A 22,375-nucleotide genomic window follows, 5' to 3' on the forward strand; every position below is an offset into this window, starting at 1 on the left:
GCGGTTGATCCGATGAGTGAGAAGTATTATAGTTGGAGTCCGTATACTTATTGTAAGAACAATCCTGTGTTGAGGATAGACTTAGACGGAAAGGATGATTATGTTATCAGCAGATCAGGAAGATTATTTAATGAGACTCCTATTGATAAGAGAGGTAAAGGCTCAACAGATAATTTATATCTTTCCAGTGATCGTTCTATTTCAGTAACTGTAAATCAGGGGTTACTTGGGGAAATGCATAGTATGCAGGCGAAAGAGCAGAAGGAAAATCGGGTGAAGAAATCTTATGGAAGTACTCAAGATTTGGAGACAGCTGCTACTGTTTTTAAATTTGCTGCTGATCACACAACTGTTGAATGGAAGTTAGATGTTTATGATGATAATGGTACAAGAACAGCTGTTGTTGCGACAGATCGAGATCCATATGGGGTAGATAATGGTGTATATGCTCAAAATAAACTTTCTGTGAAAGGAGAAAAAGTTATAGATATTCATTCTCATTTGCCCGGAGGAACGAAAGGTGGAGCTGGTAATGATTTTAACTTAGCTAAGCCACAACGTAAGAATGCTGTGTATATGAAAGATAACCGTGTGAGTACTGATAAAAAGGATATGATATATGAATATACCAAAAATGCAAGTCGGGTAAATTCTATTCGTGTATATGATGCTACAGATTTATTGCAATATATAAAACGTAAATGATATGCTTATGAGAAAATTAGTCTATGTTGTTCTATTAATTATACTGGGGGGATGCATACCCCCCTCCCCTTCTTTGGAAGATATTCATCAGCGTGTAGCAAAACAGGTGGAAGTGCTGATAGATAGTGGCTATTTACTTACGACATATATAGAAATAGATGAAGTGTTTTCGACAGATTCTAATTCACTTTATTATATCGGTGAATCAGATTCTCCTGGTTCTGATGGTGCTGAGTTACCTTCCAGAGTGATAAAGTATAAAGAAAGATATCTTTGCTTTATCGAATTAGATGAGCCTGAAATGTCACGCACAGAATTGTTTGAGAGAGGTTTTGTTTCGGACTCTAACTTTCATGAAAATTTATGTTTAAACAGAGGTCGTGATTGGCTGTTGGCTCTTCGAAAATATGAAGATAAACATATCTTAGTAAAGATGTTGCCTAATTATTATCGTCTATTTGAATATCCGGAACTTTGGTCGTATTTTTCTGGAGATATACCCCAGGAGAAAACTGCATTGATGGGATTGACTTCGCACGATATTATTGTTCCCAGTTCATATATTCCGGACCTTTTTGAACTTGAGATTGATAGTCTGAAGAATTATGTAGAAAGATTCTCAGGAGAAATATTTGTAAGAAATCAGACTGATTCCGTTTTGCTATTATCGAGGAATTCAGCGAGGAGTATGTGCTATGCTGTAATAAATGGACCGGATACATTAAAATTGGTTTTGAGGGATTCACTTCCAGTTGCTATTGCCCCTCATGATTTTAAATCCTTGAAATATGATAGTGAACCTCCCCATTCATTTCTTCAGAATTTACCGGATAAGGATATTTGGATGTCTATGTATAAGCTGTTTAGCGATTCGACTTTTTGCTTCTTGAATATTAATAATATCCCACAGAAATTTAGAATAATGCATAATGATGCAGTTTATTCGAGTGACTTAAGAGATTCTTTATCAAAAAGGGTAAGGTATATTTATAATAAAGGGGTTTATGATAAAGAAGAGAGAATACGACGTTTTTTTAAGTGGGATTAGAATTACAGCAGTTTAAATGAAGTTGGCTATATTGAAGATGGGCAGTATTCTTTTTATCTTCAGGATCATCAGGGTAATAGCCGTGTGGTAGCAAAGTTTGATGGAACAGTTGTCCGGACTAATCACTATTATCCTTATGAGGTGTCATTTGCAGAGAGTACATTAGTAGATAAACATTCGTAAGTATAACGGTAAAGAACTTGATAGGAAGAATGGTCTTGATTGGTATGATTATGGGGCGCGTATGTATGATGCAGCGCTTGGTAGATGGCATGCGGTTGATCCGATGAGTGAGAAGTATTATTCAATTAGTTCGTATGTATATGGATTAAATACACCACATAATTGTATTGACCCCGATGGGCAGAAGATTATTTTTGTTAATGGGTATTTAGGGTTTGGATCTCCTAGAGGAGGTGGCACTTATTGGGGAGGAGTAAATAGTTCTTTTGTTAAAGGTGCAAAAAACTTTTTTAATGATCAAAGTGCCTATTTCACCGACTTTGATTTTAACTATTTGCGTAGTTCTACCTTTTTAAGAAATTTAGATGGATATGCATATGCTAAAGAAAATTACAAACAATTGATAATGGGTATGAATCCACAAGAGGATGTATTCCGAATTATTTCTCATAGTATGGGAGGTGCTTTTTCAGAAGGTATTATTCGATATTTAAAAGAGCAAGGTTGGAATGTTGATTTCTCAATTCATCTAAATACATGGTTGCCTTCTGAATTGATGGGCTCGGTTGGAACATTTTTGATTGATGCTACGATTACTAATGATTGGGTACAAGGATTAAGTCTTCCAATAGATGGTAGCAGAGATATTCCTAATGCGAATTATAAAATAAGAAAGAAAAGCAATGAAGGGTATCAATATAGGCATAGAGATTGGATTGATAGTGGAAGTTTTTGGAATGCTAACAATGGTATAACTTGGAATCAACTTATGCCAATCTTAGATTCATGGTTAATACAAAATCCAAATATACAAATAAATTATGGACAATAACATATTGAAAATTATTTTCAGAGTAGTTGCAGTGCTACTAAGTTTAGGTGCATTATTTTTTCAATTAATTAATTTTGTTTTTGGGACTATGGTTAAAAATGTCTCAGATATGCAAGATGATTATTGGTATTATGGTACAGAACTTATACCTCATTTATTTACGATTATTATTATTATCTGGTTTGTAGTATTCCAAATAAGGAAGATTATAAATATGAAATAATTATAGATATTTTGATATAGATTGGCCTCTTGCATTAATAAGTGTTACCCTGACATGAAACGATATATATACTCATGTTGGGGTACCTTTTATTCGAGGAGCTATGTGAAAATTGATTTATTTAGATAATATGAATTTTAATACTGAATTAAAAAAGAATATAGGTTGTAACATCGTATATAGTAGTTCTGATGGAGGTAATTACTCAATTATTCTTATGGAATTTGATAGTGGGAATCGTATAATGACATATTGCTATTGGGAAGTTCAGAAAGATGGAAAATGAATTGCTACATCAGAAGATGATATTACAGCTGTCATGGTTTGATGGCACGAACAATTTGACTTTTCGAGAGTCAAAAGGTTGTGGATCTTGAAATAGATGAATCACTTAATTTATTCATTGAAGTAGAGGATGGGTTGAAATAAAGTAAATTTTTCATTTTGGTGATTATGAGAAAAGTGATTATTTCTTTGATATACGTATCAATAGTATTGACTATTCCCCTGGCAGTTGCCTGTCAGGGGGTAAATTTTACCTACCAATGCTATGAATTACAAAGATAAATATATTCTTTTTTATTTGGAAGGGAAAAAAGCGCTGAGTGAAAAGAGAGTTAGTAGAATATTAGGTATTTCATATCCAGATGATATGCCTGATGGCTATCATGGACAAGATCCACGAATATGGGTATACATCAAAGATAAGTAATTAGATAAATCAGCTTTTACACAAATAGGTTATGACACTGAAATTAACTAGAATTTTCATTTGAGATATTTTAATGGTGGAGAAAAAATCCGCTGTAATTGATATCATAGCTTGTGGTAGCCTATTAAATTAGAAGATACGTTCCCGCATGAATACCCTCACAAATTATATGTTCTATTTTGAAGATTACTTTTAAAAAGGGGATGTTCAGACTTATCCTGATAGAAGAAATACTGCATAAAAAGCTGCAAGAATATGCAGGAATGATCTTGCTTTTGGATATAAATAGGTGAAATATGCATGATAACTACCAATGTTAGGAGACGTTTCATTTAAAGAAAAGCTTCGTTGGTTTTAAAGGAACGACTCGTTGGTCGGTGAGAAGCACTTCGTTTCATTTAAAGGAACGGGTAAAAAGGTACTTTGAGTGCTTGTTTTGCTCCGGATGTCGTCAGTTACAGAAGAGTTTGAAAATGTTAGATTGAAAGTTAAATGATGAAATACATATTCGGAATTTATGTTTTTGATCTTATCTGTGTTTTATTGATCGCTATAAAGTAAAATCTGTGTGATTCGGAAATATGCCAATCGCGAATCCTTCCGTTTTTCCTGTTCAGTCCGTACTTGTGTTGTATATTTCTGATTCTACGAGATGATTCCTATCCATTCTTCATGTACTGAGAAATGGCTGTTCTGATTGAGGGAAGTTGATTCACATTTAATTTCATTCTCTGTTTTGAGATACACTTTGAAATAAGTGTCAGAGTAACGTTATATTATTAAAAGTACTTAACGAAAGCCCAATCCATCACTTTTTATTTGTTTCTTTGCACCAAATTCGGGAATAGTGTTGTCTTGTGAATCGAGGCAGCACTTAATTTTGCTTAGAAATTAATGGAGAAACTCATTATAAATGCTTGTCCGGTGTGTGGCAGTACGCACTTGAAACGCGTCATGACTTGTACGGATTTTTATGCTTCGGGCGAACAGTTTGAACTGTGTTCGTGTGAAGACTGCGGATTTACGTTCACGCAAGGTGTGCCGGTAGAAGCAGAGATAGGCAAGTATTACGAGACTCCCGATTACATTTCCCACACTGATACGCGCAAGGGCGCGATGAATACCATCTACCATTATGTACGTTCCTATATGCTGGGTCGCAAAGCGCGTCTGGTAGCAAGAGAAGCACACCGTAAAAGAGGGCGTTTGCTCGATATCGGGACGGGAACCGGATACTTTGCCGACACCATGGCACGCCGTGGATGGAAGGTGGAAGCAGTGGAGAAAAGTCCGCAGGCACGTGCTTTTGCAAAGGAGCATTTCGATTTGGACGTAAAACCCGAATCCGCTTTGCAGGAGTTTGCTCCCGGCAGTTTTGATGTGATCACCCTTTGGCACGTGATGGAGCATCTGGAACACCTCAATGAAACATGGGAAATGCTTCGTGAACTGCTGACAGAGAAAGGGATGCTCATTGTGGCAGTGCCCAACTGTTCTTCCTATGATGCAGGACGTTATGGTGAATATTGGGCGGCATACGATGTCCCCCGCCATCTCTGGCATTTCACTCCCGTCACTATTCAGCAGCTGGCTTCCCGTCATGGATTCATTATGGCGGCTCGTCATCCGATGCCGTTTGATGCGTTCTATGTATCGATGTTGAGTGAGAAACATCGCGGCAGTTCGTGCAGTTTCCTCAAAGGGATGTATGTGGGGACGCTTGCGTGGTTCAGCACGTTGGGGCGGAAAGAACGGAGCAGTTCGATGATTTACGTATTCCGGAAAAAAAGATAGCGCATGGGAAATAAAAACAGATATAAGTCGAAGTCACTGTTCGATATGCAATTCATAACGTCCAGTATCAGTACGACATTGGTGTTGCTGCTGTTGGGGCTGGTTGTGTTCTTTGTGCTCACAGCGCACAATATGTCTGTATACGTCCGCGAAAATATCAGTTTCTCCGTTCTTATCAGTGATGACATGAAGGAGGCGGATATTCTGAAACTCCAGAAGAAACTGAATCAGGAACCTTTTGTGAAGCAGTCCGAGTACATCTCCAAAAAACAGGCTCTGAAAGAGCAGACGGAGGCGATGGGCACCGATCCCGAAGAGTTTCTTGGCTATAACCCTTTCACGGCCTCCCTTGAAATCAAACTTCACTCCGATTATGCCAATTCCGACAGTATCGCGAAGATAGAGAAAATGATCAAGAAGAACTCTAACATACAGGATGTGCTCTATCGGAAAGAGCTGATCGATGCCGTCAATGAGAATATACGGAACATCAGCCTTGTGCTGCTGGCGCTGGCGGTGGTGCTCACCTTCATATCCTTTGCACTGATTAACAATACGATACGGCTTGCCATCTACTCCAAGCGGTTCCTCATTCATACCATGAAGCTGGTGGGTGCCAGCTGGAGTTTTATCCGCGGACCTTTCCTGCGGAAAAACGTGTGGAGCGGCGTATTGGCAGGTATGCTTGCCGATGCCATTCTGATGGGAACTGCCTACTGGGCGGTGACGTACGAGCAGGAGCTGATTCAGGTCATCACACCCGAAGTGATGCTCATTGTCTGCGGCAGCGTGCTGGTATTCGGAATAGTGATAACGTGGTTGTGTGCTTACATCTCGATGAATAAATATCTGAGGATGAAAGCCAATACCTTATATTATATTTAGGAGAATAACATATAGTTGGAAATTTAGTAACTTGTAACAAAATAAGCTTATGTCTGACAAACAGAAATTTGCCTTCGATAAAGTGAACTTTATCTTGCTCGCGATAGGGATGGCGATTGTCATTATCGGATTTCTATTGATGACGGGACCTACGTCGTCCGAAACGGTTTTCGAACCGGATATTTTCAGTGTACGCAGAATCAAGGTAGCACCTGTTGTTTGCCTGTTTGGCTTTATATCGATGATATACGCAGTGTTGCGTAAACCTAAAACAAAAGAATAATAAAAAGAAATTATGAGTTGGTTGGAAGCAATGATCCTCGGATTGATTCAGGGATTGACAGAGTATTTGCCTGTAAGCAGCAGTGGCCATCTGGCCATCGGATCGGCATTGTTTGGGATACAAGGGGAAGAGAATCTGGCATTTACGATTGTCGTGCATGTAGCTACCGTATGTAGTACGCTGGTGATTCTGTGGAAAGAGATTGACTGGATTTTCAAAGGATTATTCAAGTTTCAGATGAACGATGAGACTCGTTATGTGATCAATATCGTGATTTCGATGATACCGATTGGTATTGTAGGCGTATTCTTTAAAGATTATGTAGAAGCTATTTTCGGTTCGGGACTGATGATTGTAGGCTGTATGCTGTTGCTGACTGCTGCCCTGCTGTCATTCTCGTACTATTATAAGCCACGCCAAAAGGATAAGATTTCGATGAAAGATGCCTTTATCATTGGTCTGGCACAGGCTTGTGCGGTGTTGCCGGGGCTGTCCCGTTCGGGATCTACTATTGCTACGGGACTTCTGTTGGGAGATAACAAGGCAAAACTGGCGCAGTTCTCTTTTCTGATGGTGATCCCTCCCATTCTCGGGGAAGCGTTGCTTGATAGTGTAAAGATGATGAAAGGTGAAGATGTAGTAGGGGATATCCCTGCGTTATCATTGATTGTTGGCTTTCTGGCGGCTTTTGTAGCCGGTTGCCTTGCCTGCAAGTGGATGATTAATATTGTGAAGAAAGGAAAGCTGATCTACTTTGCCATCTATTGTGCAATAGCGGGATTGGCGGTAATTATTACGCAGTTGTAAGTCGTGGGTCATTTTACTCCCACTCACAACTCGTTATTTATAACTCTATAACGTGAATTTTAAAAAAGGAGAAGTACTGTTTTTCAATAAACCTCTCGGCTGGACATCATTTAAGGTAGTAGGACACGTCCGCTATCATATCTGCCGCCGGATAGGAGTGAAAAAACTGAAAGTAGGTCATGCCGGAACGCTCGATCCTCTCGCCACGGGAGTGATGATCCTCTGCACCGGCAAGGCTACGAAACGAATAGAAGAATTTCAGTATCATACCAAGGAATATGTAGCCACGCTCCGGCTGGGCGCTACCACTCCCTCGTACGACCTGGAACATGAAATAGATGCCACCTACCCTACCGGACATATCACCCGGGAGCTGGTGGAAGAAACACTGACGCACTTCCTTGGTGCCATCGAGCAGGTGCCCCCTGCCTTTTCCGCCTGCATGGTGGACGGCAAGCGCGCTTATGAGCTGGCACGTAAAGGTGAAGAGGTGGAACTAAAGGCGAAGCAACTTGTTATTGATGAGATAGAGTTGCTTGAATGCCGTCTGGACGATCCGGAACCGACGATCCGAATCCGCGTGGTGTGCAGCAAAGGGACGTATATCCGTGCCCTGGCCCGTGACATCGGCGAAGTGCTTCAGAGCGGAGCCCATCTGACGGAACTGATCCGCACACGTGTGGGGGATGTCCGTCTGGAAGATTGCCTGGACCCCGAACACTTTAAAGAGTGGATCGACCGGCAGGAAATAGAAAACGACGAAGATAATAATTAACGTAATAAGGAATAGATATGAAGCTATCACAATTCAAATTTAAGTTACCCGAGGATAAAATCGCTTTGCATCCTACGAAGTATAGAGATGAGTCGCGCTTGATGGTGTTGCACCGTCGTACTGGAGAGATTGAACACAAGATGTTCAAGGATGTTTTGAACTACTTTGATGATAAAGACGTATTTATATTCAACGATACGAAGGTATTCCCGGCACGTCTGTATGGTAATAAGGAGAAGACGGGAGCTCGTATCGAAGTATTCCTGTTGCGTGAGCTGAACGAAGAACTCCGTCTGTGGGATGTGCTGGTAGATCCTGCCCGTAAAATCCGTATCGGCAACAAGTTGTATTTCGGTGCCGACGACTCGATGGTAGCGGAAGTAATAGACAACACCACTTCCCGCGGCCGTACGCTCCGTTTCCTTTATGACGGACCGCACGATGAGTTCAAGAAAGCCCTCTATGCTCTGGGTGAGACTCCCCTGCCCCATTCCATCATCAACCGTCCTGTAGAGCCGGAAGATTCGGAACGTTTCCAGTCCATCTTCGCCAAGAACGAAGGTGCGGTAACTGCTCCGACAGCCAGCCTGCACTTTAGCCGTGAGCTGATGAAGCGTCTGGAAATCAAAGGTATTGATTTCGCTTATATCACCTTGCATGCCGGTCTGGGCAACTTCCGTGATATCGACGTAGAAGACTTGACGAAGCATAAGATGGACTCCGAGCAGATGATTGTAAACGCGGAAGCTGTCAATACGGTCAACCGTGCCAAGGATAAGGGTAAAAACGTGTGTGCGGTAGGTACAACTGTGATGCGTGCTATCGAAAGTGCGGTGAGCACCGACGGACATTTGAAAGAATTTGAAGGCTGGACCAACAAGTTTATCTTCCCTCCGTATGAGTTTACTGTGGCCAATTCGATGATTTCCAACTTCCATATGCCGTTGTCTACACTGCTGATGATTGTGGCCGCTTTCGGTGGTTACGAACAGGTGATGGATGCTTATCATGTAGCGTTGAAGGAAGGTTATCGCTTCGGTACATACGGTGATGCGATGCTGATTCTGGATAAATAAACGAAAAGATACCGCTATGAAAATCTGTCCCAAATGCCACGAAGAAGTAGAAGATAGCTTTGAAATCTGCTGGAACTGTAATTACAGCTTTCCGGACGATAAGATATTGGATATGACTCCGGCGGAAGAGAGTGATGACAGCGGGCGGTCTATCGACTGTCTGCGTTGTCAGGTCAGGATGGTTTATTCCGGAAAATATGAGTTTCATGAAGGAATGAACACGGGCATTTTTGGAAACTTGTTTGAGTTATTCCAGAATCGCGAAGCATTCGACTTATACGTCTGCCCGAAATGTGGCAAAGTAGAGTTCTTTGTTCCTTTGGACAGGGAGCGGGAGTTTAAGGTAGAATAGACCGGTAATGGCGAAAGTGTATATAAGTCTCGGCACTAATCTGGGAGATAAAGAACAGAATCTCCGGACTGCCGTGCAAAAGATAGAGGAGCAGGTAGGGAAAGTCATTTCCCTGTCTGCTTTTTACATCACTGCCCCTTGGGGATTCGATTCGGAGCATAGTTTCTTGAATGCGGCGGCGTGTGTAGAAACGGAACTGTCGCCTCTGGAAGTACTGCAGAAGACGCAGGAGATCGAACGGGAACTGGGACGTACGCATAAGTCTGTCGGTGGCGTATATAGCGACCGGCTGATTGATATAGACCTGCTGCTTTATGATGATCTGATACTTTCGGTTACTTCTCCTTCCGGAGCAGCACTCAACCTCCCCCACCCTTTGATGGCGGAACGTGACTTCGTGATGCGCCCCTTAACGGAGATTGCCCCCGAACTGGTGCATCCGGTATTGGGAAAGGCAATGAAGGTGCTGCTGGCGCAGATAGAAAAATAATACAGCATTCTCTTCCCCTTGCTTATCCTTTTACTTTTTACTTTTCTTTTCGGCGATAAACCTCGGCAGATAAGCCACACAGCCCACCAATACTGCATATAACAAGTGAATATCCTGAAACTCAATCTTCAGGAAGTGGCATACAATGGCGTAAATGGCAATGGTGAATCCTATATAAAGCGCCAGTACAAAAAGAGTTCTTAATTTATTGTTGATAATCATATTTTTTTCTGTTTAGGATTAGGATGGCGGAGGAATAAATGACGGTTCAGAAGGCAGATGATAGTTCCGCCGATTCCTCCTTTTGCAAACTCATACGTCCATGAAAATTCGTCTCCTTTCCAGAAATAATCCATGACGAGGAAGATGATGACCAGAAGGATAATGGAAAATACATATTGCATTAATGTAATTGTTCTCATACCAATTTCCTGTATATATGTGTTAAACATTGCCCAAAGATAAATATAATCTCCGAATAATACCTATCTTTGTCCCCGAAATGAAAGTGTGGACAGATTTGAGCAGCTTGCAACCACGGAAAAAAATGCTAAAACACGTCTTGTTGACGCCTTTTCGGCAATGCTTCCGCAGCTCTCTTCCTCCCCTCTTTATTTTCCCAATTTTAATTTTCAATTTATAATCTTTAATTTAAAAAGATGGGATACTTATTTACATCCGAATCGGTGTCGGAAGGACACCCCGACAAGGTAGCCGATCAAATATCGGACGCCGTGCTTGACAAACTGTTGGCTTACGACCCCAGTTCTAAAGTAGCTTGCGAAACACTAGTAACTACCGGACAGGTAGTATTAGCGGGTGAAGTGAAAACTAAAGCGTACGTTGACCTCCAGCTCATCGCACGTGAAGTGATTAAGAAAATCGGTTACACTAAAGGAGAGTACATGTTCGAAAGTAACTCTTGCGGTGTGCTTTCTGCCATTCATGAGCAAAGTCCCGACATCAACCGTGGCGTAGAGCGTCAGGACCCGATGGAACAGGGTGCGGGCGATCAGGGCATGATGTTCGGCTATGCAACGAACGAGACAGAAAACTATATGCCGCTTTCGCTTGATCTGGCACACCGCATTCTGCAGGTGCTGGCTGATATCCGCCGCGAAGAAAAGGTGATGACCTACCTCCGTCCGGACGCCAAGAGCCAGGTGACGATTGAATATGACGACAACGGAACTCCTGTCCGTATTGATACTATTGTTGTTTCTACGCAACACGATGACTTTATTCAGCCGGCTGATGACTCTGCCGAAGCACAGCTCAAAGCTGACGAAGAAATGCTGTCTATCATCCGTCGTGACGTTATCGAAATCCTGATGCCCCGTGTCATTGCTTCTATTCATCATGATAAAGTACTGGCATTGTTCAATGATCAGATCGTCTATCACGTCAATCCGACCGGAAAGTTCGTGATCGGTGGTCCTCACGGAGATACCGGTCTGACAGGCCGCAAGATTATTGTGGATACTTACGGTGGCAAAGGCGCTCACGGTGGTGGTGCTTTCTCCGGAAAAGACCCCAGCAAGGTGGACCGTAGTGCCGCTTATGCTGCCCGTCACATTGCTAAGAATATGGTTGCGGCAGGTGTTGCCGACGAAATGCTTGTACAGGTGAGCTATGCTATCGGTGTAGCACGCCCGATCAACATCTTCGTGGACACTTACGGGCGTAGCCACGTGAATATGACCGATGGCGAGATTGCCCGTGTAATCGACCAGTTGTTCGACCTTCGTCCGAAAGCTATCGAAGAGCGTCTGAAACTTCGTAACCCGATCTATCAGGAAACTGCCGCTTATGGCCACATGGGACGTGAGCCGCAAGTGGTATCGAAAACGTTCTTCTCCCGCTATGAGGGCAATAAGACCGTAGAAGTAGAACTCTTTACATGGGAGAAACTGGACTACGTGGATAAGATCAAGGCAGCTTTTGGTCTGTAATTTTATTTGAAATCAGCTTATAGCTTTACGGCTATTTAGTCCATAGTGAGCCGCAATCTCATCTCTTCTTATACGGGAGAGATGGATTGCGGCTTTTGTTATTCGGGCGATTTTATAAGTTACGACTTATAAATAGGTTGAATTTGAACTGTTTATAAGTTATGATTAATAAAATCGTTATATTTGTTGCGGTTGACAAACTTGTAAACAGCAGATGACTATTTTTTGATTTCTGACACAAAGTATGGGTTGTGATATATAGTACATGACTTGGTTGTGAGAAGTACTTCAGTTGCTGGGTTTCAGTACTACAGTTAGGTTGATGATGTATAACGTTTGGGGCGGAGATGTACAACAATTGAATGAAAGATGTATGACTTTTATTCTATGCTATTATTATCCTGTAATCTGCATTCAGCTTTTTCAGTTTCGTCCGCAAGCTCCCTGTCAGAAGGGGATAGCGGCTGAAAACACTGCTTTACAACCCCGTCTCTGACATACTTTGAAAGGGGGCAGGTGGTTTCAGTTCTTTCAGCCCTGACATACGGGCTAAATTTTGTAAGCCCTGAGCTGAACTTCATTCATCGCCGAGCTAAAGTCTGTTCGCCTCCGAGGTGAAAGTTGGCGAGCTGCCGGCTTATTTCAGATCAATCAAGCGAAGAGTGTGTTCTGATCAAACAGAGGGTCTGTTTGCCTTGGATACAGGCTCTGTTTATCTTGAATACAGGCTCTGTTTGAGGTAAATGCAGGTTCTATTTCAACTGTTGGCAGAGTTTATTCATTATACACAGTGACTCGGATAGTAATTAGCGGAAAGCCTGTGTAGGAATGAATAAAATATGGGGAGATTTCCAACTCCTTGAATGGTGCTGGCTGACTTGCGGAATGGTACTGGCTGACCTGCGGAATGGTACTTTCTGACACACTGAGAGGTACCATCTGATATCTTGAACGGTATCAAGTTCGAAATTGTTTTTGGGGACTGAAAGGACTGAAGCACCTTACTCCCTTCATAAAGCTTCAAGAATGGAGTTGTAAAACTGTGCCTTCAGCCGCTATCCCCTTCCGACAGGGCGTTTGCGGGTGAAACTGAAGATTCTGAATGCGGGTATTTCTTCTTTGTGTGGAATATCAGAGATTTAGTTCATCTTTTTAAAAAGAGACAATGAAGTCATCTAGGTTTGCGGGTGTCCCTTCTTTATTGAATATCTTCTTATAAAGCTGTTTTCTGCTCATAGATACAGCGCTTTGTGTACGACATACCAATTGTGAAATTGTAGAAACTGGAATTTTAATTTTTAACAGTAAACAAATACGTAGTTCCATCTTGGTAATAGAGGGATGCAGTATGAATAACTTGTTGGTGAAATTGTCATATGTATCATTAATGATATTTTCTAGTTCTTTCCATTCTGTTTCGGTGAGTCTGATCGAGGAATCTTCTATCGCACGATAACAATAAGCATAAATATCAGACCTTCTAAGCGCTTCCTCAAGTAATGCTTGTTCTCTTTGTGATGTTTCGATAGCTTGATTGGTTTGTTCTAGCTTTTCCTTTTTTGCAAGTAAAAGTTTTTGTTGTAAATCATTGTTTTCCTGTTCGAACGATTTTACCTTTTCTTTTAATTCTTCAATTTTTTTCTTGTTTTCTTCTATATATAGTTGGCTTTTCCGATATTGTTGTTCGTTAATCTCATGAAGTTTTTTCTCTTGTTCCCGAATCATAGCTTTCCTGTTTCTATTATATCGAATAAGGATGATAACTCCTAAAACGATGGCAATAACAATAAAGATGATCCATGCTCGTTGTTCTGCATTTTTCTTGCGCAAATATTCTTTTTCTTTCTCAATATGTTGGTAATCATACAAAGCCTTTATTTTTCGCAAAGATTCTGTGTTGGATATGTCGTAAATGCTATCAGAACATTCTGTATATTTCTCCAGATATGCTAATCCTTCTTCATAGTTGCCACGTTCTTTTTCTATTTCATATAAATTCCGATAGGCTCCTATGTCTGAATATACATTATTATGTCCTATATTTTTCTTGAAGTAATAGGCTGCTGAATCTTTTTGTCCTATACTTACATAGAAATTTCCCCAAACATCATAATTTATATCTTTCTCATCTTGCCATTTACTATTTGTTTCTTGTAGCGTTTTCAATGCTTCGTCATATTTTCCCATTTGAATATAGATGCCTGCCAATTCTTCGAGAATATTTACTTCCCTTTGTATGTCTCCATTGCTATTAGCTAATTGGTATGCTTTGTTATAATAATAGATTGTGCTGTCTGTTATCTCAAGTAAATTGAATGCTCTTCCTAAATCTCGTAGTGCATAAGCGCTAGTAAGACTGTCTTTGCCTAGTTGTAAGTAGTGATAAGCGTTTCGATAAGCTTGTAGTACTTCCTCTGTGAGACCTTCATAGGCAAATAGAGTTCCCATTTGGCTGTATATTCGCCCCAATAAAGCGTAGTTCTTGCTATCTGTAGAGATATCAAAAGCTTTGTGGAAATAAGAAAGTGCTGTAGGACCTTCATGAAGATCAAGGTATACTCTGCCTGTGTAATAATAGGATTTTATCAGTTTGTCCTTATCATTTTCTCTTTCATAATAATCAGTGACGGATAACATTAGAGAATCAGACGTATGAGGCACGTAACATCTGTCACGTGCCTCTGTTAACAGCAGGTAATAGTACATTCTTGCTGATTGTGATTCCTTTGTGATACTCTCACTCAGAGAGTCTAAAATGGTTAATGCACTATCTGGATATTCTTTAATAATATTTTCCACCCGCAGTATTGTGTTGGGGTATGGGGCAGTGCATGAGAATAGGCATATAATGCTTAAATAGAATAGTATAAATTTTCGTCTTTGTTTCATTTGAATGTATGTATCATTGCGATTTTATTTGCGCAAATATACACATATATCAAGACTTATAATATAAAACAACCGATAATATAGTTTTCGCCGGATTTTATTTCGATAATATATTCTCCGGAAGATATATTTTCCAGAGTAAATACATGTTCATTGTTAGCTTGAATACTTGTAAGGTCTAGGTAGATAGTTTTGTTGAAGGAATCCTTTACTTCAATTATAATGTTTTCTAAATCTATATTAGCATGAATAAAGAGTGTACTCCCTTCGTAGTAAAGATTAAGGGGGGTAGATATTGGCACTCTAGTACTTGCTTTTACTTCCCAAGACTCTCTTTTTATTCTGATGCGATTTTTAGCTTGGAGTGCTGTGCATCCTAATACTGCAATAATTGCAATAAATAGTAGTTTTTTCATCATGATCGTTCTTTTATTTTTTTTGCAAATTAAAGGCTAATTGTCTGATTGTTTAGTATGGATGAGTTCAGAAATAATTCAGTTTTTAGATCAAATGGCATTTTTTATTTCTGAATTATTACTGAATTGAATATCTAGGTCGATACCTCCATTATCTCTACTTTTGTAGCAGATAATCTGGTCAAAGTTTTGGTAAGGGTATTTTGAGTACAGGATTATTGAAGGATAGAAAAAGCTATTAAATAATTGAGTCATAAAAAATAGCATAAAGATAGTTGCAACTACGAATTGATATTAACTAAAAAAGAAAAAACAATGAAAAAACTATTTTCAACACTGACACTAACAGTATGTTTAGGTGCATTTATTTCTTGTACCAATGATGAACAGGAAGTGAATATGGTTAAACCGACGAATGCTAATTCTGAAATAGAAGTAATAAACGACGGTACTATGATTAAATTTAAAGATGTGGAATCGTACGAGAATGCTCTTTTGAAAGTGAGTGCAATGTCTACTTCAGAACAAGTTAGTTTTCTTAATTCATTATCTTTTAAGTCTCAGATGATTCTGATGCAAGAAGCGGATGGTGAGTTGGATAAAATCTGTAATCAAGCTGCTGATAAAGCGGAGTTTGATGTTCTATATGAGAAATATAAACATAAATATGGTGATGTATTTATGTTTAATACTATCGATGCTACTGATCTGTCACCTTATTCAAGGCTTGTTTATGTAGCCAATGAATACTTTGTTAATATGAAAGGTGAATTTATGATTGGCGATTCTTTGGTTGTGGATAAGGTATATACTGACTTTAAAGAGCGTCAACAACAATTTACGGTTTCTACTCGTTCGTCTGTTTCAGATTTAAGTTCTATAAACGAAGCATATAGTCGTCAAAAAGATAGAAAAGTAGGATTATATTTATCTGTTTCATCAGGAATAATACATGCTAATTTTACTTCGCAAAAGAAAGGAGTCTTTGGATGGAGCCGTTACTCTACGACATACCATGCTAAAGTAAACCTTCGTGGTTTTGAGTTTGCTCAAGGAGAACTACTGGGGTATGGTCCAGTGTATGTAAATAAAGATGGTATTCCTTTTGCTATTGATACCAAAGAAATGGGTGGAAATGTAACCAAAGTTTTTGGACGTAAGTTAGCACAAGAGTGTACGGGTACAATAGAAATCTGGTCTCGGGGTGTGCCGTATGACCAAAGAGGATTTGCCACTGTGAGATTATAAAAGTGTAAATGAGGACGAAAGTAGCAACAACCATAAACTCTTTTGTCCTCATCATTTGTATATTAAATAATAAAAACTGAACTTCTAATGAAAACAATTACTAATTTAATATTTATAGCTTTGCTATTTGTTACAGCATCATTATCTGCACAGGAACATGGTCCTGTTTTAGGAGGCTCTTTAGGAACATTGCATGAAAAAGTGAGTGTGGTTTCCAGTAATTTTGAGGGATATAAACTTCATTATCATATTGGATATGCTTATCGGCAGTATTGGGGTAATCGTAAATTTGCAATGGATGGCATTGCTCTTTTTGGCTCGCAGGGGACTGATTATCAAGCCTTCAATTCGGATAGTCCTAAGTATAGTGTAAACGGAAAATATCTATCAATAGGGACTGTGTTCAGTTATGAATGTTTTTCTAATTTTAGACTTGGAGTCGGAGCAGATGTGGCTTGGTATGTAAATCGATTGGGTGCATCTACTTATAATAGCAAAAAAAATGCGATCGATATACCTATTGTGGCAAGAGTTAGTTATACGCTGAAATGGCTTGAACTACAACTATCTTATAAACAAGGTACTTGCAATCTGATGAATACTAGTGGTGTTGGAAAAGTAACTTCACGAAATATTCAATTTTCTGTTTTTATGCCAATATTTAAATAATGAGTGTTGAAGTAGGAGAATATAGGCTTGACTGTGCTATTTATAGAAATAGAATATGCAGTCTTGCCTTTGTGTTTATTCTTCTATCTTCACTTTGACATAAATTGCACATTCATTTTGATATGTATATGATTTCTTTGTACTTTTGTACCCATTCATCCAGTAAACTTGCAAAAGACAATGAATCAGATACATTCCGTATGCGTATACAGCGCATCCAGCACTAAGATAGCCCCCGTATATTTTGAAGCAGCCGAAAAACTCGGCCGCCTGCTTGCCAAACAACATATCCGTCTGATAAACGGTGCCGGAAGCATCGGACTGATGCGCTCCGTAGCCGACGCAGTTCTGAAGAATGGCGGTGAGGTGACAGGTGTTATCCCCCACTTCATGGTCGAACAGAACTGGCATCACACAGGGTTGACGGAATTGATCGAAGTCACTTCCATGCACGAACGCAAGCAGAAGATGGCGAATCTGAGCGACGGCATCATTGCCTTGCCGGGCGGATGCGGCACTCTGGAAGAATTGCTTGAAATCATCACATGGAAACAGCTCGGACTGTATCTGAATCCGATTATCATTCTGAATATAAACGGCTTTTTTGATCCGCTGTTCCAAATGCTCGAACGGGCAATAGAGGAAAACTTCATGCGCCAGCAACACGGTGATATATGGAAAGTGGCACAAACACCGGAAGAAGCGGTGGAGTTACTTCAGACAACTCCCGTATGGGACGCTTCTATCCGTAAATTTGCAGCCATATGATAGCCGATATTCTGAACTCCGGATTCGAGGGAATCCCTATCTCCTACTCTCCCCGTACGGATGATGTGATTGCCTTGACATTGCTTGCCTGCTTCTTTCTTTCCTCCATCGCTCTGGCTCGTGGAAAGAAGTTTCTCACCCAACAGGTGAAAGACTTTGTATTGCATCGCGAGCGGACAAGCATTTTTGATAGTTCTACGGCAGCCGATGTGCGCTATCTACTCGTACTGGTAGTGCAGACCTGTGTATTGACAGGTATCGTGTTCTTCAATTATTTTCATGATACATGTCCGATGCTGATGACCAAGGTCTCCCCTCTCCTGCTATTGGGGATTTATGTCGGCTTCTGTCTTGCCTATTTTTTACTGAAATGGTTACTTTATATGTTCCTCGGATGGGTGTTTTTTGACAAAAACAAGACAAATATATGGTTGGAATCTTATTCTACGCTCATATATTACGTCGGATTCGCCCTTTTTCCTTTTGTTCTATTCCTTGTTTATTTCGATCTGAACCTGACCAATTTAGTGATAATCGGACTAATTATTCTAATTTTTACTAAAATATTGATGTTTTATAAGTGGGTAAAGCTTTTTTTTCATCAATTAAGTGCGGCTTTCCTATTAATTTTGTACTTTTGCGCTCTTGAAATCATACCCTGTCTGCTACTCTATCAGGGAATGATCCAGGTAAACAATGTATTGCTAATAAAAATTTAGGACGTTGAAAATTAAAAAAGTACTAGTTTCGCAGCCTAAGCCTGCGTCAGAGAAATCTCCCTATTACGACATAGCAGAGAAATATGGCGTAAAAATAGATTTCCGGCCGTTTATAAAGGTCGAGAGTCTTTCGGCGAAAGAATTCCGGCAACAGAAGGTTTCAATTCTTGATCACACTGCTGTTATATTCACTTCACGCCACGCAATCGATCACTTCTTTAATCTGTGTACGGAGCTGCGTGTGACTATTCCGGAAACAATGAAGTATTTCTGTGTCACAGAAGCGGTTGCATTGTACATTCAGAAGTATGTGCAATATCGCAAACGTAAAATCTTCTTCGGTGCTACCGGAAAGATTGAAGATTTGGTGCCATCTATCGTAAAGCATAAAACGGAGAAATATCTCGTCCCTATGTCGGACGTGCACAATGATGATGTGAAAAACCTGCTCGACAAGAATAACATACAGCATACAGAAGCTGTAATGTATCGCACTGTGAGCAATGACTTTACATCGGATGAGGAATTTGATTATGACATGCTCGTGTTCTTCAGCCCTGCCGGAGTGACTTCTTTGAAGAAGAACTTCCCGGACTTTGACCAGAAAGAGATCAGAATCGGTACCTTCGGGTCGACTACCGCGCAGGCTGTACGCGACGCCGGACTCCGTTTGGACCTTGAAGCACCGACTGTGCAGGCTCCGTCAATGACGGCTGCGCTTGATATGTTCATCAAGGAAAACAATAAATAAACAGCGTGAGCGTATATACTTTGCGTAAAGCCGAAAGGCTGAATAGTAAAATATTGATCGGAAAGATGTTCGAAGGCGGCCATTCCAAGTCGTTTTCCATCTTTCCGATACGCGTTGTATATATGCCCGTAGAACAAGGTGAAGTGCCGGCAACGATACTTATCAGCGTATCGAAGCGGCGTTTCAAACGTGCTGTAAAGCGCAATCGGGTGAAGCGGCAGATACGCGAAGTCTACCGGAAGAACAAACAGCCACTGCTGGACGGTTTGCAAAACAAAGGGCAGCGTCTGGCAATTGCTTTTATCTATCTGTCGGACGAACTTGTAGCCACTGCCGAACTGGAAGAGAAAATGAAGACAGCGCTTTCGCGCATTTCTGAAAAGTTATCCTTATGAAACCCCGTGCTCACCGGGTGTCCGTCTGCTGGATGTCCCTGAAAAGTCTTGTGAGGAAGGTGTTTTCATTCTTACTGCTGATTCCTATCTATTTTTACCGGGTGTGTATTTCGCCCCTTACCCCTCCGTCTTGTCGGTTTACGCCCACTTGTTCGGCCTATGCGGTCGAAGCAATCAAGGAACACGGTCCCGTCAAAGGACTCTATCTGGCTGTCCGGCGCATTCTCAGGTGTCATCCGTGGGGTGGTTCCGGTTATGATCCTGTGCCTTAAAAACGATTTACCCTAAAGAACGAGAGATATGGAGAATAACGCGAGTCATATTCTGGATATTCATACTCACAAGTCGGAGGATGCTTCCCACGGCAGGGCGATTATCAATTTTCCATTACCGGTGGATGATTCGCTGTGCCTGTCGGCTTCGGATGTCAGGACGGCAGGTAAAGAGGGATATTTCTATTCGGCCGGCATTCATCCCTGGAAACTGACGGAACGCAATGCGGAAGAGCAATTTGAACTTCTGCAGCAGTTGCTTGTGAAAGAGCAGTTTGTGGCGGTAGGAGAGGCGGGTTTCGATAAACTGACAGCTGCTCCGATGGAGCTTCAGGTAAGGATGTTTGAGAAGCAGGTGGAATTGTCGGAGAAATATCGGTTGCCACTGATTATTCATTGTGTGAAGGCGATGGATGAGTTGCTGGCGGTGAGGAAGAAACTGAATCCGGCTCAACCCTGGATTTGGCACGGCTTTCGCGGGAAACCGCAGCAGGCAGGGCAACTGATAAAGAACGGCATTTATCTTTCTTTCGGTGCGCATTATTCGGAGGAAACGGTGAAGGGAGTGCCTGTCGGTCGCCTGTTTCTGGAGACGGATGACAGTCCGGTCGACATTGAAGAAGTGCTGAAGCAGGTGGCGAAAGCACGAAGCACGGATGCGGAAGAGCTGCGGCAGGCGATTCGGGAAAATATTCAAAAAGTCTTTTTTAGGCGTTAAGAGTTGTATCTTCCGAGAAAGAGTCGTACTTTTGTCGCACATGGAATTGAAAGACAATAAAAACCTAATAAAAAGAGTAATACGATGAATTTTGTAGAAGAATTGAGATGGCGTGGCATGCTGCAGGACATCATGCCGGGAACGGAAGAGTTGTTAAACAAAGAGCAGGTGACTGCCTATTTGGGTATCGACCCGACTGCCGATTCGCTACACATTGGTCACCTTTGTGGAGTGATGATCCTTCGTCATTTACAACGCTGCGGCCATAAGCCGCTGGCACTCATCGGTGGCGCTACAGGTATGATTGGAGACCCTTCCGGAAAATCGGCAGAACGTAACCTGCTGAACGAGGAAACATTGCGTCACAATCAGGCGTGTATCAAAAAACAGCTTGCCAAGTTCCTCGACTTCGAGTCGGATGTGCCTAACCGTGCTGAATTAGTGAACAATTATGACTGGATGAAAGAGTTTTCTTTCCTTGACTTTGTTCGCGAAGTAGGTAAGCATATCACTGTAAACTATATGATGGCAAAGGATTCTGTAAAGCGTCGCCTCAACGGAGAAGCACGTGACGGACTGTCATTCACCGAATTTACTTATCAGCTGCTTCAAGGCTACGATTTCCTTCATCTGTATGAAACTAAAGGATGTAAACTTCAGATGGGCGGTTCCGACCAGTGGGGAAATATCACTACCGGAGCAGAACTGATCCGCCGTACCAATGGGGGAGAGGTGTTCGCGCTGACTTGCCCGCTGATCACAAAAGCTGACGGTGGTAAGTTTGGTAAAACTGAATCTGGAAATATCTGGTTGGACCCTCGTTATACTTCTCCCTATAAGTTCTACCAGTTCTGGCTGAACGTAAGCGACTCTGATGCAGAACGCTATATCAAGATTTTCACTTCGATCGAGAAGGAAGAAATCGAAGCATTAGTGGCCGAGCACCAGCAGGCTCCGCACTTGCGTGCTTTGCAGAAACGTCTGGCCAAGGAAGTGACTATCATGGTTCACTCCGAAGAAGATTACAATGCAGCGGTAGATGCGTCTAATATCCTGTTCGGTAACGCTACTTCCGAGTCGTTGCGCAAGTTGGACGAAGATACGTTGCTGGCTGTATTCGAAGGCGTACCCCAGTTTGAAATCTCTCGTGACGCCTTGGCGGAAGGAGTGAAGGCTGTTGATCTGTTTGTCGATAATGCGGCTGTATTTGCTTCGAAAGGCGAAATGCGTAAGTTGGTTCAAGGCGGTGGCGTATCATTGAATAAAGAAAAACTGGAAGCTTTTGACCAGGTTATTACGACTGCCGATCTGCTTGACGGGAAATATCTGCTTGTTCAGCGTGGTAAAAAGAACTATTTTCTGCTGATCGCGAAGTAAAATTCAGCGATTTGCAAGGTGGCAAAGTAAAAAAGT

Annotated in this window: 26 protein-coding genes; 22 read left to right on the plus strand and 4 right to left on the minus strand. The window is 41.3% G+C overall.

Annotated features, from left to right (window positions below):
- The 12 genes from KTR07_RS07945 to folK all read left to right on the plus strand — a co-directional run.
- Positions 1 to 705, plus strand: a 705-nt coding sequence (locus KTR07_RS07945) for a JAB-like toxin 1 domain-containing protein (RefSeq protein ID WP_217315310.1), incomplete at its 5' end; no start/stop codon positions are given.
- Between the two features lie 7 nt (positions 706 to 712).
- Positions 713 to 1,753: an Imm65 family immunity protein gene (locus KTR07_RS07950; RefSeq protein WP_224200533.1), complete on the plus strand. Its 1,041-nt coding sequence runs from the start codon at positions 713 to 715 to the stop codon at positions 1,751 to 1,753.
- Between the two features lie 175 nt (positions 1,754 to 1,928).
- Positions 1,929 to 2,768 carry an RHS repeat-associated core domain-containing protein gene (locus KTR07_RS07955; RefSeq protein ID WP_074859788.1) on the plus strand — a complete coding sequence of 280 codons (840 nt, stop codon included), beginning with the start codon at positions 1,929 to 1,931 and terminating at the stop codon, positions 2,766 to 2,768.
- 773 nt (positions 2,769 to 3,541) lie between these two features.
- Entirely contained in the window at positions 3,542 to 3,703 is a 162-nt protein-coding gene (locus tag KTR07_RS28395) for a hypothetical protein (RefSeq protein WP_206665472.1), read from the plus strand.
- Between the two features lie 894 nt (positions 3,704 to 4,597).
- Positions 4,598 to 5,497 (plus strand): methyltransferase domain-containing protein, encoded by a 900-nt coding sequence (locus tag KTR07_RS07965; protein WP_022471749.1) that lies wholly within the window; start codon positions 4,598 to 4,600, stop codon positions 5,495 to 5,497.
- Between the two features lie 3 nt (positions 5,498 to 5,500).
- On the plus strand, positions 5,501 to 6,382 hold the full coding sequence (locus KTR07_RS07970; RefSeq protein ID WP_008762817.1) for an ABC transporter permease: 882 nt from the start codon (positions 5,501 to 5,503) through the stop codon (positions 6,380 to 6,382).
- Between the two features lie 49 nt (positions 6,383 to 6,431).
- Entirely contained in the window at positions 6,432 to 6,665 is a 234-nt protein-coding gene (locus tag KTR07_RS07975; RefSeq protein ID WP_008762818.1) for a DUF3098 domain-containing protein, read from the plus strand.
- 12 nt (positions 6,666 to 6,677) lie between these two features.
- A complete protein-coding gene (locus KTR07_RS07980; protein ID WP_008767449.1) occupies positions 6,678 to 7,472 on the plus strand; it encodes an undecaprenyl-diphosphate phosphatase in 795 nt (264 codons plus the stop codon).
- Positions 7,473 to 7,524: 52 nt separating this feature from the next.
- Positions 7,525 to 8,247: a tRNA pseudouridine(55) synthase TruB gene (gene truB / locus KTR07_RS07985; protein ID WP_048697329.1), complete on the plus strand. Its 723-nt coding sequence runs from the start codon at positions 7,525 to 7,527 to the stop codon at positions 8,245 to 8,247.
- A 17-nt stretch (positions 8,248 to 8,264) separates the two neighbouring features.
- Positions 8,265 to 9,323: a tRNA preQ1(34) S-adenosylmethionine ribosyltransferase-isomerase QueA gene (gene queA / locus KTR07_RS07990; protein WP_008762821.1), complete on the plus strand. Its 1,059-nt coding sequence runs from the start codon at positions 8,265 to 8,267 to the stop codon at positions 9,321 to 9,323.
- Between the two features lie 16 nt (positions 9,324 to 9,339).
- Positions 9,340 to 9,675, plus strand: a complete 336-nt coding sequence (locus KTR07_RS07995) for a hypothetical protein (RefSeq protein WP_008767450.1) — start codon at positions 9,340 to 9,342, stop codon at positions 9,673 to 9,675.
- Positions 9,676 to 9,682: 7 nt separating this feature from the next.
- Complete coding sequence (gene folK, locus KTR07_RS08000) at positions 9,683 to 10,165, plus strand: 2-amino-4-hydroxy-6-hydroxymethyldihydropteridine diphosphokinase (protein ID WP_008762823.1); 483 nt, start codon at positions 9,683 to 9,685, stop codon at positions 10,163 to 10,165.
- Between the two features lie 30 nt (positions 10,166 to 10,195).
- On the opposite strand, the gene KTR07_RS08005 is transcribed toward folK, so the two are convergent.
- The gene (locus tag KTR07_RS08005; protein WP_008762824.1) at positions 10,196 to 10,387 is read right to left on the minus strand and encodes a hypothetical protein; all 192 of its coding nucleotides are present in this window, start codon (positions 10,385 to 10,387) and stop codon (positions 10,196 to 10,198) included.
- Positions 10,384 to 10,587 carry a hypothetical protein gene (locus KTR07_RS08010; protein WP_224200534.1) on the minus strand — a complete coding sequence of 68 codons (204 nt, stop codon included), beginning with the start codon at positions 10,585 to 10,587 and terminating at the stop codon, positions 10,384 to 10,386. The genes KTR07_RS08005 and KTR07_RS08010 overlap by 4 nt, the downstream gene beginning before the upstream one ends.
- 237 nt (positions 10,588 to 10,824) lie before the next feature.
- Between KTR07_RS08010 and metK the strand changes: the two genes are divergently transcribed.
- Positions 10,825 to 12,117, plus strand: coding sequence for a methionine adenosyltransferase (gene metK / locus KTR07_RS08015; RefSeq protein WP_008762826.1), 1,293 nt, complete (start codon positions 10,825 to 10,827; stop codon positions 12,115 to 12,117).
- A gap of 1,152 nt (positions 12,118 to 13,269) precedes the next feature.
- On the opposite strand, the gene KTR07_RS08020 is transcribed toward metK, so the two are convergent.
- Both KTR07_RS08020 and KTR07_RS08025 read right to left on the minus strand, forming a co-directional pair.
- On the minus strand, positions 13,270 to 14,916 hold the full coding sequence (locus tag KTR07_RS08020; RefSeq protein ID WP_225011794.1) for a lipopolysaccharide assembly protein LapB: 1,647 nt from the start codon (positions 14,914 to 14,916) through the stop codon (positions 13,270 to 13,272).
- A gap of 146 nt (positions 14,917 to 15,062) precedes the next feature.
- Positions 15,063 to 15,425 carry a DUF3244 domain-containing protein gene (locus KTR07_RS08025; protein WP_011108706.1) on the minus strand — a complete coding sequence of 121 codons (363 nt, stop codon included), beginning with the start codon at positions 15,423 to 15,425 and terminating at the stop codon, positions 15,063 to 15,065.
- Between the two features lie 312 nt (positions 15,426 to 15,737).
- Between KTR07_RS08025 and KTR07_RS08030 the strand changes: the two genes are divergently transcribed.
- From KTR07_RS08030 to tyrS, 9 genes are all read left to right on the plus strand, one after another.
- Positions 15,738 to 16,670 carry a DUF4848 domain-containing protein gene (locus tag KTR07_RS08030; RefSeq protein WP_008767454.1) on the plus strand — a complete coding sequence of 311 codons (933 nt, stop codon included), beginning with the start codon at positions 15,738 to 15,740 and terminating at the stop codon, positions 16,668 to 16,670.
- An 87-nt stretch (positions 16,671 to 16,757) separates the two neighbouring features.
- Complete coding sequence (locus tag KTR07_RS08035; protein ID WP_008767455.1) at positions 16,758 to 17,339, plus strand: hypothetical protein; 582 nt, start codon at positions 16,758 to 16,760, stop codon at positions 17,337 to 17,339.
- 180 nt (positions 17,340 to 17,519) lie between these two features.
- Complete coding sequence (locus KTR07_RS08040) at positions 17,520 to 18,107, plus strand: TIGR00730 family Rossman fold protein (protein WP_008767456.1); 588 nt, start codon at positions 17,520 to 17,522, stop codon at positions 18,105 to 18,107.
- A complete protein-coding gene (locus tag KTR07_RS08045; RefSeq protein ID WP_008767457.1) occupies positions 18,104 to 18,826 on the plus strand; it encodes a DUF4271 domain-containing protein in 723 nt (240 codons plus the stop codon). The genes KTR07_RS08040 and KTR07_RS08045 overlap by 4 nt, the downstream gene beginning before the upstream one ends.
- 4 nt (positions 18,827 to 18,830) lie before the next feature.
- Entirely contained in the window at positions 18,831 to 19,577 is a 747-nt protein-coding gene (locus KTR07_RS08050) for a uroporphyrinogen-III synthase (protein WP_008762834.1), read from the plus strand.
- 5 nt (positions 19,578 to 19,582) lie between these two features.
- Positions 19,583 to 19,972, plus strand: a complete 390-nt coding sequence (rnpA, locus tag KTR07_RS08055; RefSeq protein WP_032841333.1) for a ribonuclease P protein component — start codon at positions 19,583 to 19,585, stop codon at positions 19,970 to 19,972.
- A gap of 32 nt (positions 19,973 to 20,004) precedes the next feature.
- Entirely contained in the window at positions 20,005 to 20,244 is a 240-nt protein-coding gene (gene yidD, locus KTR07_RS08060) for a membrane protein insertion efficiency factor YidD (RefSeq protein WP_371737206.1), read from the plus strand.
- A gap of 28 nt (positions 20,245 to 20,272) precedes the next feature.
- The gene (locus tag KTR07_RS08065; RefSeq protein ID WP_008767460.1) at positions 20,273 to 20,962 is read left to right on the plus strand and encodes a TatD family hydrolase; all 690 of its coding nucleotides are present in this window, start codon (positions 20,273 to 20,275) and stop codon (positions 20,960 to 20,962) included.
- Positions 20,963 to 21,046: 84 nt separating this feature from the next.
- Positions 21,047 to 22,339 carry a tyrosine--tRNA ligase gene (gene tyrS, locus KTR07_RS08070; RefSeq protein WP_008762838.1) on the plus strand — a complete coding sequence of 431 codons (1,293 nt, stop codon included), beginning with the start codon at positions 21,047 to 21,049 and terminating at the stop codon, positions 22,337 to 22,339.
- The last annotated feature ends 36 nt before the right edge of the window (positions 22,340 to 22,375 follow it).

Origin of the sequence: Bacteroides sp. MSK.20.82, from assembly GCF_019052485.1 — a bacterium.
Classification (GTDB): domain Bacteria; phylum Bacteroidota; class Bacteroidia; order Bacteroidales; family Bacteroidaceae; genus Bacteroides; species Bacteroides thetaiotaomicron.

Coding starts and splice junctions, on each gene's coding strand:
- KTR07_RS07950 (WP_224200533.1), top strand. CDS start 713: ATGAGAAAATTAGTCTATGTTGTTCTATTAATTATACTGGGGGGATGC.
- KTR07_RS28395 (WP_206665472.1), top strand. CDS start 3,542: ATGAATTACAAAGATAAATATATTCTTTTTTATTTGGAAGGGAAAAAA.
- KTR07_RS07965 (WP_022471749.1), top strand. CDS start 4,598: ATGGAGAAACTCATTATAAATGCTTGTCCGGTGTGTGGCAGTACGCAC.
- KTR07_RS07970 (WP_008762817.1), top strand. CDS start 5,501: ATGGGAAATAAAAACAGATATAAGTCGAAGTCACTGTTCGATATGCAA.
- KTR07_RS07975 (WP_008762818.1), top strand. CDS start 6,432: ATGTCTGACAAACAGAAATTTGCCTTCGATAAAGTGAACTTTATCTTG.
- KTR07_RS07980 (WP_008767449.1), top strand. CDS start 6,678: ATGAGTTGGTTGGAAGCAATGATCCTCGGATTGATTCAGGGATTGACA.
- queA (WP_008762821.1), top strand. CDS start 8,265: ATGAAGCTATCACAATTCAAATTTAAGTTACCCGAGGATAAAATCGCT.
- KTR07_RS07995 (WP_008767450.1), top strand. CDS start 9,340: ATGAAAATCTGTCCCAAATGCCACGAAGAAGTAGAAGATAGCTTTGAA.
- folK (WP_008762823.1), top strand. CDS start 9,683: ATGGCGAAAGTGTATATAAGTCTCGGCACTAATCTGGGAGATAAAGAA.
- KTR07_RS08005 (WP_008762824.1), bottom strand. CDS start 10,387: ATGATTATCAACAATAAATTAAGAACTCTTTTTGTACTGGCGCTTTAT.
- KTR07_RS08010 (WP_224200534.1), bottom strand. CDS start 10,587: ATGAGAACAATTACATTAATGCAATATGTATTTTCCATTATCCTTCTG.
- metK (WP_008762826.1), top strand. CDS start 10,825: ATGGGATACTTATTTACATCCGAATCGGTGTCGGAAGGACACCCCGAC.
- KTR07_RS08025 (WP_011108706.1), bottom strand. CDS start 15,425: ATGATGAAAAAACTACTATTTATTGCAATTATTGCAGTATTAGGATGC.
- KTR07_RS08030 (WP_008767454.1), top strand. CDS start 15,738: ATGAAAAAACTATTTTCAACACTGACACTAACAGTATGTTTAGGTGCA.
- KTR07_RS08035 (WP_008767455.1), top strand. CDS start 16,758: ATGAAAACAATTACTAATTTAATATTTATAGCTTTGCTATTTGTTACA.
- KTR07_RS08040 (WP_008767456.1), top strand. CDS start 17,520: ATGAATCAGATACATTCCGTATGCGTATACAGCGCATCCAGCACTAAG.
- KTR07_RS08045 (WP_008767457.1), top strand. CDS start 18,104: ATGATAGCCGATATTCTGAACTCCGGATTCGAGGGAATCCCTATCTCC.
- yidD (WP_371737206.1), top strand. CDS start 20,005: ATGTCCCTGAAAAGTCTTGTGAGGAAGGTGTTTTCATTCTTACTGCTG.
- KTR07_RS08065 (WP_008767460.1), top strand. CDS start 20,273: ATGGAGAATAACGCGAGTCATATTCTGGATATTCATACTCACAAGTCG.
- tyrS (WP_008762838.1), top strand. CDS start 21,047: ATGAATTTTGTAGAAGAATTGAGATGGCGTGGCATGCTGCAGGACATC.